This window comes from Allobosea sp. P5_A5, from assembly GCF_056400625.1.
Map to the genome: position 1 here is coordinate 410,738 of NZ_JBFUKY010000004.1, position 14,946 is coordinate 425,683.

The window sequence follows — 14,946 nt, forward strand, 5'->3', positions numbered from 1 at the left end:
CGCACTGCGCTGCCGCTGCCGCCCTTCACTGCAACGGGGTCTGTCCGGCCATGTTGAACCGCGCCTTCTGGAAAAACCGCAAGGTCTTCGTCACCGGCCATACCGGCTTCAAGGGGTCCTGGCTTACCCTGTGGCTGGATGCGCTGGGCGCGGACGTCACCGGCTATGCATTGGAGCCGCCATCCGAACCCAGCCTCTACGAGCAGGCGAGGGTGGGGGATTGCGTCCGCTCGATCCACGGCGACATTCGCGACTTTRAGCATCTGCGTGCCGCGGTCGCCGCGTGCCGGCCCGATGTCGTCATTCACATGGCCGCCCAGTCGGTGGTGCGCCAAAGCTACGACGAGCCGGTCGAAACCTACGCCACCAATGTCATGGGCACGGTGCACCTGCTGGAAGCCGTTCGCCGGCTCGATCGCCCGTGCGTGGTGGTCAACGTCACCAGCGACAAGTGCTACGAGAACCGCGAATGGGTCTGGGGTTATCGCGAGAGTGACCCCATGGGCGGGCATGATCCGTATTCGAATTCCAAGGGCTGTGCCGAGCTGGTGGGCAACGCCTATCGCGACTCCTATTTCCAGCCTGAGCAGCTCGCAAGGCACGGCGTAGCCTTAGCGAGCGCCCGCGCCGGAAACGCGATCGGCGGCGGCGACTGGACGGCCAACCAGCTCATTCCCGATCTGATGCGGGCCTTCCTCGAGCGGCGACCCTGCCGGATCCGCAGCCCCGGCGCGATCAGGCCCTGGCAATTCGCCCTCATGCCGCTGCACGGCTACCTGCTGCTATGCGAAAGGCTGGCACAGGACGGCGCCGCATTCGCCTCCGGCTGGAATTTTGGGCCGGCTGAAACGGATGCGCGGCCGGTCTCATGGATCGCCGACAAGCTCGCCGCGTCCTGGGGCGAGGGCGCCTCCTGGACGCAAGACGGAGCGGTGCATCCCGCCGAAGCGCAGCTGCTGCGCCTCGATACGTCCAAGGCGCGCACGCTCCTCGATTGGCGGCCGGTGCTCCAGCTCGATCAGAGCCTGCTCTGGATCGTCGAATGGTACGAAGCCTTCCAGGCCGGCAAAGATCTGCAGTCCCTGACGCGCCGGCAGATCGAGCGCTACGAATACCTTCTCCAGGACGACGCCGAGGCGAGCGCCGCTGCGGCAAGGCGCGTCAAGACGGCGCCGGACACCGAGTTTCGCCTGTCCGTCGCGGATGCCCGCTCCGTAAGCTGAATAGATGGCAAAGGAATGCTGCCATGCCGAACGCTGTCATCATCGGAACCGGAATGGCCGGCCTTGGAGCCGCGCACCGTCTCAGGCAAGAGGGCGTCACGCCGGTCCTCTACGAAAAAAATGCCCGCTATGGCGGCCACACCAAGTCGTTCCGCTACGAGCCGGGTTTCGTCTTCGACGTCGGCCCGCACATCTCGTTCACGAAGGACGAGCGCGTTCAGGACCTCTTTGCCGAGAGTGTGGACCAGCACTACGAGACGGTTCAGATCAAGTTGAACAACTACTGGCGGGGCTACTGGCCGCAGCATCCGGTCCAGCTTCACCTCAACGGGCTGCCGGAAGAGGTGGTCGTCAAAATCATCGCCGACTTCGTCGAGGAGCGCCAGAAGCCCGACCGGCCGATCGAGAACTACCACGATTGGCTGATCTCGAGCTTTGGCAGGAGCTTCGCTGAACTCTTCCCCGAGCAGTACACGCGCAAATACCACCTAACCTCGGCCGAAAACATGAGTACCGACTGGCTGGGGCCCCGCATCTATCGGCCGAGCCTCGAGGAGGTGCTGCGCGGTGCGATCTCGGCCTCGGCACCGAATACCCACTACATCACCCATTTCCGGTATCCGACGCAGGGCGGCTTCATGTCCTTCCTGCGGAACTTCGTGCAGCCGGCCCAGATCAGACTGGATCACGCGCTGGTCTCGATCGATCCGCGCAGCAACGAGGTCGCCTTCTCGAACGGCGCCCGAACCCGCTACGACACGCTGATCTCGTCCGTGCCGCTGCCGGATCTGGTGCCGATGATCCAGGGCGTGCCGGCCGACGTGCTGGCGGCATCGCGCCGGCTGGCCTGCTCATCCTGCGTGCTGGTCAATATCGGGGTGGACCGGGCGGATATCTCGGAAGCCCACATGTCCTATTTCTACGACGAGGACATCTGCTTCACGCGGCTGGGCTTCCCGCACATGCTCTCGCCCAACAACGCGCCCGCCGGCGCCGGCAGCATCCAGGCGGAAGTCTATTTCTCGCCGAAATACCGGCCGTTCTCCGGCCAGCCTCGCGATCTGATCGAGCCCGTCATCGCCGATCTGCGCCGCTGCGGGCTGCTGCGCGACGACGACCGCATCCTCTGCAGCGAGGCCATGTATCTGCCCTATGCCAATGTGATCTTCGATCTGGAACGGTCCGAGGCCTTGGCCACGGTGCATGGCTATCTCGACGACATCGGCATCGCCTACTGCGGTCGCTACGGCGACTGGGGTTATATGTGGACCGATGAGAGTTTCAGGAGCGGCGAGGCTGCGGCCAGTGCTGCACTGGACCGGCTCGCGAATTCGCAACCTGCGCGGCGAGCGCTGTCCGCGTGACCGGCAGGGTCGACATGGACCTCGGGGTCGACATGGACCTCGGGGTCGACATGGACCTCGGAGGCGCCGGGCCGGTCGAGCAGGGTTGGTGCGAGCGCGAAAGGCTCACTGCGCCCCGCGATGCCGCGCTGCCCATGCCCGGTCGTATCGCGCTGCTGGCCCATTGCGGCACCGGCAACCTGGGCGATGAGGCCTCGATCGCGTCGGTACTCGATAATATCACGCGCCGGTCGCCGGGGTCATCGATGGTCGCCCTGTCGATGGACCCGGACGACACCGAGCGCCGCCACGGCATCACCAGCTTTCCGATGCGCCAGCGGGTGTTTCCGTTTCAGCGCGAGTGGTCGGCGCAGGAGATGCCAACCGAGCAGCCAAGCTCCATCGAAAGGCTGAAGGCCCTGCTGCGCAGGACGGGGCCGCTGTTTCGCGTTGGCAATACCTTGCGCCACCTGCTGATCACCTGGCCCGCGCACTTCGTCCGTGAGGCGCTGTTCCTAGGGCGCTCAATGATCCTGCTCTGCGACATGGACATGCTCGTCATCTGTGGGGGCGGCCAGTTGCTGGACTGGGGCGGGCCTTGGGCCTTTCCCTACACCCTGTTCAAATGGGCGCTCATGGCAAAGTGCGCCAATGTTCGCTTCATCGTCCTGAACAGCGGTGCGGGTCCGTTGGATTCTCGGCTCAGCCGCTGGTTCGTGCGGCGGACGCTGGCGATGTCAGACTACGTGTCGTTGCGTGATCGCGCCTCCGGGGAATTGCTGCGGAGGATCGGTGTCGCCGGCAGGATGAAGGTTGTCGCCGATGCGGTCTGGAGCCTGCGGCTGCCGGCTACCCGCGTCGCGCAACCCGACGAAGCCCAGCCGGGCCTCGTGATCGGCATCGCTCCGATGGCTTATGGCGATGCCTCCCGCCACTGGGTCGACGATAGCGAGGGATATCGTCGGCTGATCGCGAACCTGGCCATTTTCTGCGGCGACATTCTAGCGCGGGGACACCGGATTAAGCTCTTCAGCAGCGACATCTGGTTCGACTCGCAGGCGATCCTCGATCTGGAGTCCGCCATAGCCCGCGACTATGCCGCGATTGCTCCCGGCCGGGTCACGCGCGAAGCCGTCTCGGACATCGGCGATCTGGTCACGGCGTTGTCCGGCCTGGACTGCTACCTGACATGCCGTTTTCACGGTGTCGTCTTCGCATCGCTTTTGAACGTGCCCAGCATCGCTCTAGCGCCGCACCCCAAGGTCACGCACCTGATGGGGGAGCTGGGCCTGTCCGAGTATTGCCTCGACATATCGCGCTGTGACGCTGCGGAACTCACCGCGCGCTTCGACCGGCTGGTCGCCGGCGCGGACGCCGTCAAGGCGCTGATCGAGAGCCGCGTGGCGGTCTTCAAGACCGAACTCTCGCAGCAGTTCGACGAGCTGTTTCTGGAAGGCACGGAAAAGCTATCCGAAAAGATTTGAGGGCCTTGGGAGGGCGGAGAAGATGTGCGGCGGAGCGGAGCCTTTGGTCAGCGTCGTGACCCCTGTCTACAATGGAGAACTTTATCTCAGGGAGTGCATCGAAAGCGTCCTGGCGCAAACCTATTCGAACTGGGAATACCTGATCCTTAACAATGCGAGCACGGACGACACGCTCGCCATCGCCGAAGACTATGCGCGACATGACAGCCGTATCCGGGTCATCGACTGCGACGAACTGCTGCCGATCATCGCCAACCACAATCGGGCGTTCCGTCACATCTCCGGCGAGAGCCGATACTGCAAGGTGGTCTCGGCCGATGACTGGATCTACCCCGAATGCCTCCAGAAGATGGTCGCGCTCGCGGAAGCTCATCCCGCGATCGGTATCGTCGGCGCCTATCAATTGGCCGGTGGCAAGGACATCTGGTACGTCCGCAATGTCGGCCTGTCCTACTCGCAATCGGTCGTCCCCGGCCGCGACATCTGCCGGGCCCACCTATGTGGAACTCTGCGCGTCCTCGGCAATCCGACCTCGGTGCTCTACCGTGCCGACCTTGTTCGCGGGAGCGACGCGTTCTTTCCGAATGCGACCCATGAAGCCGATATCAGCGCCTGCGTCGAACATCTCAGGTATGACAACTTCGGCTTCGTTCACCAGATCCTCACGCATGAACGGATCCACTCTGATCGCGCCACGACCTCTTCGCTTGAGAACAACGCCTATGTATCGGCGGAGATCAGCGACTGTCAGGCCTATGGCGACTGGTATCTGTCCCGGCAGGAGAAGGCCGAACGGATCGAAGAACTTCTGAACGAGTATTATGGCTATTTATCGGCGAGCGCCTTCAAGATGAAGGGCAAGGATTTCTGGGCTTACCATATCGAAAGATTGGACCAACTTGGATACCGCTTCGATGCCTGGAAGCTTGGCAAAGGTGTCGCCGTCAAGATGATGGCCTCATTGTTGAATCCAAAAGGGACGGCCCAGGCCATCAGCCGCCATATCCGTCTGTATGCGCTGCTGCGGGGAGCACGTGCGAATCCCAAAGGGAGCTAAAGGAGAGGGATCGAGATGATCGCTTCCGTCGGACGCGAAGAAACCAGCGGTACTGTCGCGGACAGAGCAGGACGTCGCGCGATTAACCTCATATGGTTACTGCTTCGGTAACAAGCTTGCCGTAAAAGATAAGATCGAGTATTGGTTTCTGGCGATGCCGGCAGATCGATCTGACGTCGATCTGAACACTGTTTGTGGGTGTCGATCGTTGGGTCGCGTAGTTGTCGTTTCGTGGTCGCAGACTCTGAGTTTCGGTGCTGTCTTCATTCGTGAAGCGCCGCCGCCTTCTCTGCATGGCCAGTCGCGAAATTTCGATCCCTTTCCAAAGTCTGATAGCGCGCGGCACAGCAGTCTGGCATTCGACGATTGTGACGTGTTTGCCGGAATTGTAGCGGAAAAGCTTCGGCGCGCGCAGTATTGGCTTGGGGCGAAATCTGTTGCCGGCGGGAAAGCCTGCAGGATGGACCACGAGGTCTTGCCCTGCCAAGAAGCGCCGTTGCCTTTCGAACAATTGAAGCCGTTCCGGGAAGGGGCTCCCGAGAACTCCAGGTCTGGAGTGCTCGATGAAAGACAGTAAGGACTGCGCCATCGTCGTTCTGGGTAAATACTCCCTCGTGAAAGAGGGAATTTGCGGCGTCCTGCAAATGCGCGGGTATCAAGCGCTGGCCGCCGGTACGAGCGCAAGTCAGATCAAGCTCAAAACCAGGGCGCCGAAATGCCTTTTCATCATCATTCGCGGGGCGGATGATTTCGGCTCGGTTCTGTCCGAGATTTCGATCCTGAAGGGTCTCTATCCGGATGCTACTGTCGCGGTCGTGTCCGAGCAGCATGCCGCCGAAGAGCCCGCCATGGCCTTTGCAGCCGGGGCGGGCGGTTATCTGACCACCAATATCTCTTGCGATGCCTTCGTCAAATCCGTTGAGTTACTGATGTTGGGCGAGGCCGTCTTTCCGCCCTCTTTCGCATCGCCGGCAGCCCCCCGAATGGCGGATGCGGCGACGGCGGTCGCCGTCACCGGGTCGCTTCACGCCGACGATCGGATCAGCGCGCCATTGGACGCCGTTCACACGCCGCTGCTCTCGCCACGGGAAACCGCAATCCTCCGCTGCCTCATCCAGGGCGAGTCAAACAAGTTCATCGCTCGGAAGATTCAGATCGCCGAAGCCACGGTTAAGGCCCATGTCAAAGCGATCCTGCGCAAGATACGGGTGCACAACCGAACCCAGGCCGCGATCTGGGGAATGAACAATGCCGTGCTGCTCGAGCCCGCCAACAGCAATTCGGTATTCGCGCCGATCATCACCGACACAAACTGAAGTCGATGGGCGGCGAAAACGGCTGAACATGCGCTTCGGCGCTACTCGGCGACGCCAAGCATGTTCGGCATTAAGCGACGCCGTATCCGCTTCTGGCGAAACGGATACGGCAGCGCACGAAGCCGGATGTTACTCGGCGTAGGACTGGGTCGCCCAGGCCGCCCTCAGCTTGGGGCCGACATGGGCGCCGAGCGGCCCGAACCACTTCATGTAGAGCGCTTCGGCCTCGCCGGATTTGAACATCTTGCCCATGCTGTGGTTGACGATCCAGAGGATGGTCGGGTTTAGCTTCGGCACCATGAAGCCCTGCGGCGCATAGCCGTATTCGTCGCCGACGATCTCCAGCGCATCGGGCTTCTTCGACTGCTTGATCAGCCCGTAAAAGGCGCCATTGTCGCTGAAATAGGCGTCGGCACGCCGGGTCTCGACCGCGATCAAAGCCGCCGCATGATCGTCCACATTGAGGACGCGCAGATTGAGCTTGCGCTCCGCCATCAACTTCTTAAGATCAGGCTCGCTGGTGCCGCCGGTCGCGACCGCGATGATCTTGCCGTTGAGGTCGTCATAGCTCTTGATGCCGGTGGCCTTGAGAACGAGCAATTGGCTCGCCGAGACATGGCTGACGGCCGAGAAGTCCACCTGCCTGTTGCGGCCGAAGGTGTTGACCGTGCCCTCGCATTCGAGATCGACCGTGCCGTTGGCGACGAGCGCCTGCCGGTTCTGGATCGTCATCGGCACATATTTAATTTTGATTTCAGGCAGATTCAGCTCGGTCTTGATGTCTTCGATGATCCGCCGGCAGAACTCGACCGCATAGCCGGTGGGGTTCTTATTGTCGTCGAGATAGCTGAAGGGAAAGAGCGCCTCGCGCACGCCCATCGTGATCGTTTGCGTTTCGCGCAGCTTCTTGACGATCCCGTCGACCTCTTGGGCGCCGGCCGACGAAGCTGTCAGGCTCAGCGCAAGGAACGCGCCTGCGGCAGCTGCAAGATGATGTCGCATGAACTCTCTCCCGTTTCGCGATTGCTCGCTCGATGTCGCCCTCGACGAGAGGGCTTTTACTACAGCATTTTTCAAGCGAAACGGGCACGGCTCGCCCGAGGACAATGCGTTAAAACAAGAAGCTAAGCAGTTCCGGCACACCGTTTTTGCCGGAACCCTTTTAGAAGCCATCCTTTGCCAGCGTCTCCAACTCCCCGCGCGTCATGGCCTCGAAGCCGAGCGCGGGCAAAAGGTCGTTCTCGCGAGTAAAGTCGTGCCCATAGGCAGCAGAGAGCACAGCAAGTCCGGCCTCGTGCAGCACTGCCGGACGCCCCGCGAGGCGACCTAGCAACACGGTGGGCAAAAGCCCGTAAGGCGCGTCCTCGAGAACATAACGCGTGTCGAGCGTCGCCGGACCAAGGCCGCCCTTACCGCGCCCGTGAAGTTCCGCGTTCATCTCCGCGATGCTGGCGACCGGGAGCTGGTAAGACAAGGCATAATGCTCGAAGATCGTCCGGACCGACAGGCCGAAGGCTTCGGCGATGGCAAGCCGCTCGGCGTCGAGCGCCTCCATCACGCGTCCGACGGCCGGCGTGACGTTCTCGGCCTGACCCCAGCTTTCGCCACGCTCCATCCGCGTCAGGTTGAACAGCGCGATCGCAAGGTGGTTCTGCGGGTTGAGGTTGCTGAGCGCGATAGCCAGCAGGCCCTGACGGATGACGAAGCGGTCGCCGAACAGGCTCGTGCACAGGGCCTTTGCTGCGTCGGCGGCACCCAGCGGCACCGTCGCGAGATCGATCTTGGAGCGCAGCGAATTCACCGCGACTTCGGTCGGCGAAACCTTGCGGCCCGTCGTCAGCGTCGTGCCCCAGGCGATGATCGGGACCGAGACCTTCCGGGCGGCGAGCAGCCGCGACAGATAGAGAGCCCCGAACGAGGCATGCGAACTGATGATAACGGGCTGCCCTTCGCGCAGATGCGGCGCGATCGCATCGAAGGCGAGCTTATGGGCATAGGCCGGCATCGCGAGAAGAACCGCATCGGCAGCGCCGACAGCCTCTTCGGCGCTGCCGGCGATCCGGGGATGGATGCTTGCCGTGACGGCGCCCGTCGCCGTGAGGGGCGCGCCGGCCTTGAGCGCAATTGTGCCCCGCCCCGACGGTGACCAGAGCATCGGATCATGTCCGCAGACCGCGAGATGAGCCGCCGCGCCGCAGGCCGCCGATCCCGCGCCCAGAATGCTAACGCGCATCGGACCTCATCCTTCTTTTCGCCGTCTTCGCCGATTGGTCGATCAATGCGTCAGCACCTGGTTCAGGAACTGCCGCGCGCGCTCCGAGGCCGGGGCGCTGAAGAATTGCGGCTTGGGCGTGTCTTCGACGATCTCGCCACGATCCATGAACAGGACGCGGTCGGCGACACGCTGGGCAAAGCCCATCTCGTGCGTGACGACCACCATCGTCATGCCCTCCAGCGCCAGCTCCTGCATCACCTCCAGAACCTCGTTGATCATTTCGGGATCGAGCGCCGAGGTCGGCTCGTCGAACAGCATGGCCTTGGGATCGAGCGCGAGCGCGCGAGCAATCGAGACGCGCTGCTGTTGCCCGCCGGAAAGCTCGGACGGTCGGCTCGAAAGCTTGTCGCCCAGGCCGACGCGGGTCAGGATCTTCTCAGAGCGTTCGTCGGCCTCCTTGCGCGTGCGCTTCAGCACATGAACCTGCGCCAGACTGACGTTCTGCAGGGCCGTCATATGCGGGTAGAGTTCGAAATTCTGGAAGACCATGCCGATGCGAGCCCGCAAGGCGGGGAGGTCGGTCTTGCGCGACGAGACCGAGACGCCGTCGACCGTGATCGTGCCGCGCTCGAACGGTACCAGCCCGTTAATGCATTTGATCAGGGTGCTTTTGCCCGATCCCGAAGGCCCGCAGACGACCACGACTTCTCCGAGCCGGATCTGGGCCGAGCAGCCGCGCAAAACCGGCTGCGAGGCGTAGGCCTTGTGCACGTCGTCGAGAACGATCACGTCGGGCGGCCCTTCCTGTAGAATTCCGCCAGCTTCGTGACGGAGAGGCAAATCACCAGATAGACCACCGCGACCAGCGAATACATCTCGGTGGTGCGCCCGTCGCGGGCGGCGACGACGCTCGCCGCGGTCAGGAAGTCATGCAGTGAAACGACATAGACCAGCGAGGTATCCTGAAACACGATCACGATCTGGTTGAGGATGAGCGGGCCCATCGCCCGCAGCGCCTGCGGCAGCACGATCAGACGCAGCACCTGCCCGCGGCGCAGGCCCGTCGCGAGGCCGGCATCGCTCTGGCCGCGCCGCACGCTTCCGATACCGGCGCGGATGATCTCGCAGTAGAACGCCGCCTCGAACAGCACGAAGGCGATCAGCGCCGAGGTCAGCGATCCGACCGGGCGGCCGATCGCGAGCGGCATCAGAAAATAAAACCAGAACAGCACCAGCACAAGCGGTAGCGAACGCATCATTGTGACGTAGCCGGTCGCCGGCCATGCGATCCAGCGATGAGACGAGAGCCGCATCAGGGCCAAGCCGAAGCCGACGACGAGACCGCCCACCGTCGCCACCAGCACGAGCAGGGCGCTTAGCGCCATGCCATCCGCGAGAAAACTGGCCGAGCGCGCGATGACGCCCCAATCGAAATCGCTCACGCGGTCGCCTTTCGCAGGCTGGCGCCGCCGATGCGCCGGTCGATGATACGCATCAGCCCGGTGACGCAGATGCCGATGACGAGATAGGCGACTGTCGCGAAGGTGAAGGCCTCGAAGCCCTGGAAGGTATAGTTCTCGACATGGCGGCTCTGTGCCGTCAGCTCCAGCACGCCGATCGTCAGGCTGAGCGAGGACAGCTTGATCGTGATAAGGAGTTCCGACGTCAGCGGGCCGACGATGGCGCGCAGCCCAAGCGGCAGTGCGATCAGCCTGTAAGCCTGGAGCGGACGCAGGCCCGTCGCCAGCGCGGCGGGCAGCAGTGGCGCTCCGACAGCTTCGATCCCCGCGCGCACCTGCTCGGCGACGCGCGCGCCGGCGAAAAGCCCGATCGCGACGACGGCGGTGACGATCTCGGCATAGGGCAGATCCCGCTTCAGCCAGAGCCCTAAAGCGTCGGGAACGACCTCAGGAAGCACGAAAAACCAGAGGAAGAGCTGGACCAGCGGCGGCACGCTGCGGAACACATCGATGAAGACACCCGCCGGCACGCGAGCCAGCGGGGAAGGCGCGCAGCGCGCCACGCCCGTAACGATGCCGATCGTGAGAGCGATCGCCCAGCTGAACAGACTGATGATCAATGTCTGGAGGAGCCCGCTCCACAGCCATTCTACGAATGGCTCGCGGATGAGCACCGACCAGTCCCAGCGGTAATTCATGCCGGCCGCCTTGTTGCACCACGATCAAAGCTGCACACAGATCCCGTGCCGGTGGAAGCCCGTTGGCGCGTCAGCCACAGGCGCCTGCTGCAAGTTACGCCCGAAGAACGGTCAGCAAACGCTCCTTTTTCAGTCACGCACGCCGGGCGAAATCGAGTCCGGCGTGGGCGAGCCCTGCCGCAGCTGGATGAGATCGGGGCGGAACCCTCCGCGATCTGTGATGCGCGGTCCCGATGTCGTCGATAACCGGCTGCATATGCCATAGACGATGCTTTCAACGGCGCTCTGGCTGACCCAGCGTATGCATCAGCCGGTTGGCCCAGCCGAAGATCGCAGCGGAGAACACGAGATCGACCGCCTCGAGGAGATCGAGGCCGGCTGCTTTGACCGCATCGACATCCTTGTCCCCGAGCGCAGGCGGCGTTTCGGAAAGCTGAGCCGAAAAGTCAAAGACAGCCTGGTCGCGCGGCTCCAACGCCGCATTGCGCTCGTCCTTGAAGATCGCGTCCATCACCTTCGGCCGCTGCGTCAGCCCGTTGAAGCGCGAGGCGTGAACGGCGGCGCAATAGATGCAGCGGTTGACGACTGACGCGCCGACCGCTCCGAGCTCGCGCTCCGCCGAGCTCAAGCCGTCTTTGCCGTACATGATCTTGTTGAAGAGCGGCGAACGCACAGCGAGAGATTCAGGATCATGCGCCAGCGTCAGCACATAGGGCGAAACGCCTTTGTTCGACGGCGTCACTTGTAACGCCGCCAGCTGTTCCGGGGTCGCGGAGGCCAGATCGACCGGCGTGACATAGGGCGACCAGACCGGCACGGTCGTGGTGAAGGCGTGGACGACCTCGCTCATTTCACCTCTCCCAGAGCCTGGAAACCCCTGATGACACGGGCCTGATAGTTCACGAAAGCCGCCAGTTCGGCGAGGCGCACGATGTCGGCCTCGCCAACGCCCGCTTCTTTCAGGGCCTCGATGTCCTCGCGCGTCGCATCGCGTGGACGCAGGGTCAGCAGGTCGGAATGAGCGAGGATGGCAGACATTTTCCTCTGCTCGACCAGCGAGAGGCTGTCATCATGTTCTGAGCTGCTCCGCAGTAGCTCCTCGTAATGCAGGGCGAGGGGGATCTGCGCGTTTTGGCGCGCCATTCGTGCGGCGAGAGCGGCCCTGAGGCCGTGACTGAGGCCTCCCGGATCCTTCGGCAACAGCACGGCATCATGACTGGCCTGGCTCAATGCGAGGATCTCGGTGCGCTGCGCCAGCGCGGTTGCCAGCGGGGAGCCAGGCCGGACGTCGGCCAACTCTTCGATCAGCGTCATGGCAAATCACCTCCGTCGGATCGCCCACAGTGGCATTATGCTTTTTACGCATCAAGGTGGGTATATCATTCAAATATGTGCGGCAGGGGGAGGGATCGATCAACGCTTTATGTTTGAACTGCATCGACGCCGACCTATCATCCGCCGAATGGATACACCGTCGCTCGACGTCCGGCAGCTGGAGGCTTTCGCTGCCGTGATGTCGGCCGGCAGCATCACAGGCGCGGCCCGGTTGCTCGGTCGTTCGCAGCCGGCGGTAACGCGGCAGATCCGCGAACTCGAGGCCGAGATCGGCTATGAGCTGCTCCATCGCAGCGGGCCGCGCATCAGCCCCACCCGGCGCGGCGTAGAGTTCCACACCCAGGTCGAGCGCCTCCTGTTCGGGCTCAAGCATATCCGGGCGAAGGCTAAGGCGATCGGCGCGGCCGCGCTGCCCGCGCTCGAATTCGCCTGCACGGCCGCACTTGCTGCGGGGTTGATGCCGGATGCACTGGCGGCAGTGGACCCGGCGCTGCTACCGGCCGAGATCCACATCCAGTCGCTCTCTGCCGAGGCCGTAGTTCAGCAGGTGTTGTCCCATGCGGCCGATTTCGGCCTCGCCAGCCTGCCGGTCGAGCATCCCGGGCTCGAGGTTCATTGGATCGGCCAGGCACCTTGCCTCGTCGCACTTCCCCCGGACGATCCGCTGGCGCGGGAGGAGGTCGTGACATTGCGCGATCTCGCCGACCGCCGCGTCATCACCATGGCGAACCCGTATCGGCTGCGCAGGCGGGTCAACGACGCCTTCGCCGCCGCCAAGGCCAGTCCTGTGCGTGTCATCGACACCAACTCGTCTTTGACGGCGCTGGCGCTGGTACGCCGTGGCCTCGGCGCCGCCATTGTCGAACCTGTCATGGCCTGTGCTCTCGAATTGCCGGGTGTGGTGCTGCGGCCGCTCGATGTCGCGATCCCGTTCCTGTTTGGCGCGATCTCGCCGGTCGCCCGGCCTTTGCCGCCCGGCGTCGCGGCGCTCAGCGAGGCGCTGTTGAACTCCGCCGCCCGGCTTATTCCCGGCTTCAGGCTGCACGATCCGGCGAGATCGGATCTCCTGTCCGATCTCGTCTACGGGCCGGACGACCACAAGGAAACATTGCGATGAAGGCTGCAGACGCGGCCCCTTCCGGCCTCGAAGCTCTCGAGGCCCGGCTGATTCAGGACTTGTCCTGGCTCGAACTGCCGGCGAAGAGCTGGGTGCCGCCGCGCAAGATCGACGGGCAGCGTGTGCGTGATGTCGTCATCATCGGCGCCGGCATGGCGGGCCTCGTGGCGTCTGCCATGCTGAAACGTCTGGGCGTCGATAATCAGGTGCTGTTCGACCGCGCGCCGGCCGGCTCCGAAGGCCCCTGGATCACCTATGCGCGGATGCGCACCCTGCGCTCGCCCAAGCAACTGACCGGCCCCGCCATGGGACTGCCCGCCCTGACCTTCCGGGCCTATTACGAAGCCCGCTTCGGCCGCGAGGCCTGGGAGACGCTGGACCGAGCCCCGCGCACCGTCTGGATGGACTATCTGGTCTGGTACCGGAAGGTCCTCGGCCTGCCGGTCGAGAACGGTGTCGAGGTGACGACGATCGAGCGGGGGCCGGACAGGCTCCTCTCCTTGCGCATCGTCACTGCCGGCCGGGAGAGCGTGGTCTTCGCTCGGCACGTTGTCCTGGCGAGCGGAAGGGATGGCCTCGGCGGCCCCTACATCCCCCCGATCGCATCCACGATCGACCGAAAATTCTGGGCGCATACCGCCGACGCGATCGATTTCGAGGCGCTGCGCGGCAAGCGCATCTCCGTGATCGGCGCGGGCGCCTCCTCCCTGGACAATGCCGCAGTCGCGCTGGAAACCGGCTGCGCGCGGCTGGACCTCTTCATCCGCCGCGCGGATATCCCGCGCGTCAACAAGTTCACGGGCATCGGCAGTCAGGGCGTGGTCCATGGCTTCGCTGGGCTGCCGGACGAATGGAAATGGCGCTTCCTGGATCATGCACTGAAGGCCCAGACCCCGCCGCCGCGCCCGAGCACGCTGCGGGTTTCGCAGCACGCCAATGCCTATTTCCATGTCGGCAGCCCCCTTGCGAAGCTTGAGGAGGTCGGCAACCACCTCGTCGTCACCACGCCGAAGGGGCGCTACGAGACCGACTTCATCATCTTCGGTACGGGCTTCAAGGTCGATCTAACCTCAAGGCCCGAGCTTGCGGCATTCGCCTCGCAGATCAGGCTTTGGCGCGACCGCTTCCCGGTGCCGGCCGACATGCCGAACCAGGAGCTGGAGTATTCTCCCGATCTCGGCGATAGCTTCGAATTCCTGGAGAAGGCGCCTGGCGCCTGCCCGGCGCTGCGGCAGATCCACTGCTTCAATTTTCCGGCGACGCTGAGCCACGGCAAGCTTTCCGGCGACATCCCAGCCATCAGCGAAGGGGCGGACCGGCTGGCGCGCGGCATCGCGCGCAGCCTCTTCGTCGCCGATCGCGAGCATCATTTCGCCGCGCTCACCGCCTTCGAGACGCCGGAACTGCTCGGAGACGAATGGACCGACGCCGACGCCGCACAGGGAGCAGCTAGGGTCTGGACTCATAACCAGTAGCTGACGGTCGCTGCGATGCAGACTGCTGCGAGGAAGTTGACGGCGTTTCGATCGTATCGCGTGGCGACGCGGCGGAAATCCTTGAGGCGGCAGAACATCCGTTCGATGGCGTTGCGGTCGCGGTAGAGGACCGGGGAGAAGCAGTTCTTCCAGCGCCGGTTGGCCTTGGGCGGGATGTTGGGCATGGTGCCGTTCTCCTCGACCTGCCGGCGGATGGCGTTGC

Annotated in this window: 14 protein-coding genes and 1 pseudogene; 7 read left to right on the forward strand and 8 right to left on the reverse strand. The window is 63.6% G+C overall.

Annotated features, from left to right (window positions below; all coding sequences use genetic code 11):
- Positions 1-50: 50 nt before the first annotated feature.
- The 5 genes from rfbG to AC1DR6_RS11545 all read left to right on the forward strand — a co-directional run bounded on the left by rfbG (position 51) and on the right by AC1DR6_RS11545 (position 6,423).
- Positions 51-1,223, forward strand: coding sequence for a CDP-glucose 4,6-dehydratase (gene rfbG / locus AC1DR6_RS11525; protein ID WP_476829356.1), 1,173 nt, complete (start codon positions 51-53; stop codon positions 1,221-1,223).
- Between the two features lie 23 nt (positions 1,224-1,246).
- A complete protein-coding gene (locus AC1DR6_RS11530; protein ID WP_476829357.1) occupies positions 1,247-2,587 on the forward strand; it encodes a protoporphyrinogen/coproporphyrinogen oxidase in 1,341 nt (446 codons plus the stop codon).
- A complete protein-coding gene (locus tag AC1DR6_RS11535; RefSeq protein WP_476829358.1) occupies positions 2,584-4,050 on the forward strand; it encodes a polysaccharide pyruvyl transferase family protein in 1,467 nt (488 codons plus the stop codon). Before AC1DR6_RS11530 ends, AC1DR6_RS11535 begins: the two co-directional genes overlap by 4 nt.
- A 43-nt stretch (positions 4,051-4,093) precedes the next feature.
- Positions 4,094-5,107, forward strand: coding sequence for a glycosyltransferase family 2 protein (locus AC1DR6_RS11540; RefSeq protein WP_476829359.1), 1,014 nt, complete (start codon positions 4,094-4,096; stop codon positions 5,105-5,107).
- Between the two features lie 563 nt (positions 5,108-5,670).
- Positions 5,671-6,423: a response regulator transcription factor gene (locus AC1DR6_RS11545; RefSeq protein ID WP_476829360.1), complete on the forward strand. Its 753-nt coding sequence runs from the start codon at positions 5,671-5,673 to the stop codon at positions 6,421-6,423.
- A gap of 129 nt (positions 6,424-6,552) precedes the next feature.
- Here AC1DR6_RS11545 and AC1DR6_RS11550 read toward each other — a convergent pair whose 3' ends face one another.
- The 7 genes from AC1DR6_RS11550 to AC1DR6_RS11580 all read right to left on the reverse strand — a co-directional run bounded on the left by AC1DR6_RS11550 (position 6,553) and on the right by AC1DR6_RS11580 (position 12,110).
- The gene (locus tag AC1DR6_RS11550) at positions 6,553-7,425 is read right to left on the reverse strand and encodes an amino acid ABC transporter substrate-binding protein (RefSeq protein WP_476829361.1); all 873 of its coding nucleotides are present in this window, start codon (positions 7,423-7,425) and stop codon (positions 6,553-6,555) included.
- A 160-nt stretch (positions 7,426-7,585) separates the two neighbouring features.
- Positions 7,586-8,656 (reverse strand): NAD/NADP octopine/nopaline dehydrogenase family protein, encoded by a 1,071-nt coding sequence (locus tag AC1DR6_RS11555; RefSeq protein ID WP_476829362.1) that lies wholly within the window; start codon positions 8,654-8,656, stop codon positions 7,586-7,588.
- Positions 8,657-8,698: 42 nt separating this feature from the next.
- Positions 8,699-9,427, reverse strand: coding sequence for an amino acid ABC transporter ATP-binding protein (locus AC1DR6_RS11560; protein WP_476829363.1), 729 nt, complete (start codon positions 9,425-9,427; stop codon positions 8,699-8,701).
- On the reverse strand, positions 9,424-10,080 hold the full coding sequence (locus tag AC1DR6_RS11565; protein ID WP_476829364.1) for an amino acid ABC transporter permease: 657 nt from the start codon (positions 10,078-10,080) through the stop codon (positions 9,424-9,426). The genes AC1DR6_RS11560 and AC1DR6_RS11565 overlap by 4 nt, the downstream gene beginning before the upstream one ends.
- Positions 10,077-10,796, reverse strand: coding sequence for an amino acid ABC transporter permease (locus AC1DR6_RS11570; protein ID WP_476829365.1), 720 nt, complete (start codon positions 10,794-10,796; stop codon positions 10,077-10,079). The genes AC1DR6_RS11565 and AC1DR6_RS11570 overlap by 4 nt, the downstream gene beginning before the upstream one ends.
- Positions 10,797-11,070: 274 nt before the next feature.
- Positions 11,071-11,646, reverse strand: coding sequence for a peroxidase-related enzyme (locus AC1DR6_RS11575; RefSeq protein WP_476829366.1), 576 nt, complete (start codon positions 11,644-11,646; stop codon positions 11,071-11,073).
- Positions 11,643-12,110 (reverse strand): CMD domain-containing protein, encoded by a 468-nt coding sequence (locus AC1DR6_RS11580; RefSeq protein WP_476829367.1) that lies wholly within the window; start codon positions 12,108-12,110, stop codon positions 11,643-11,645. Before AC1DR6_RS11580 ends, AC1DR6_RS11575 begins: the two co-directional genes overlap by 4 nt.
- A gap of 139 nt (positions 12,111-12,249) precedes the next feature.
- Between AC1DR6_RS11580 and AC1DR6_RS11585 the strand changes: the two genes are divergently transcribed.
- Positions 12,250-13,248 carry a LysR family transcriptional regulator gene (locus AC1DR6_RS11585; RefSeq protein WP_476829385.1) on the forward strand — a complete coding sequence of 333 codons (999 nt, stop codon included), beginning with the start codon at positions 12,250-12,252 and terminating at the stop codon, positions 13,246-13,248.
- Positions 13,245-14,723, forward strand: a complete 1,479-nt coding sequence (locus AC1DR6_RS11590; protein WP_476829368.1) for an NAD(P)-binding domain-containing protein — start codon at positions 13,245-13,247, stop codon at positions 14,721-14,723. The genes AC1DR6_RS11585 and AC1DR6_RS11590 overlap by 4 nt, the downstream gene beginning before the upstream one ends.
- On the opposite strand, the pseudogene AC1DR6_RS11595 reads toward AC1DR6_RS11590, so the two are convergent.
- Positions 14,711-14,946 (reverse strand): annotated as a pseudogene (locus AC1DR6_RS11595) (IS5/IS1182 family transposase); the annotation flags it as partial. The gene AC1DR6_RS11590 and the pseudogene AC1DR6_RS11595 sit on opposite strands and share 13 nt — an antisense overlap.

What these genes read in the sequence shown, in the direction of transcription:
- AC1DR6_RS11530 (WP_476829357.1), top strand. Translation starts at nt 1,247, where the DNA reads ATGCCGAACGCTGTCATCATCGGAACCGGAATGGCCGGCCTTGGAGCC.
- AC1DR6_RS11545 (WP_476829360.1), top strand. Translation starts at nt 5,671, where the DNA reads ATGAAAGACAGTAAGGACTGCGCCATCGTCGTTCTGGGTAAATACTCC.
- AC1DR6_RS11550 (WP_476829361.1), bottom strand. Translation starts at nt 7,425, where the DNA reads ATGCGACATCATCTTGCAGCTGCCGCAGGCGCGTTCCTTGCGCTGAGC.
- AC1DR6_RS11555 (WP_476829362.1), bottom strand. Translation starts at nt 8,656, where the DNA reads ATGCGCGTTAGCATTCTGGGCGCGGGATCGGCGGCCTGCGGCGCGGCG.
- AC1DR6_RS11570 (WP_476829365.1), bottom strand. Translation starts at nt 10,796, where the DNA reads ATGAATTACCGCTGGGACTGGTCGGTGCTCATCCGCGAGCCATTCGTA.
- AC1DR6_RS11575 (WP_476829366.1), bottom strand. Translation starts at nt 11,646, where the DNA reads ATGAGCGAGGTCGTCCACGCCTTCACCACGACCGTGCCGGTCTGGTCG.
- AC1DR6_RS11580 (WP_476829367.1), bottom strand. Translation starts at nt 12,110, where the DNA reads ATGACGCTGATCGAAGAGTTGGCCGACGTCCGGCCTGGCTCCCCGCTG.
- AC1DR6_RS11590 (WP_476829368.1), top strand. Translation starts at nt 13,245, where the DNA reads ATGAAGGCTGCAGACGCGGCCCCTTCCGGCCTCGAAGCTCTCGAGGCC.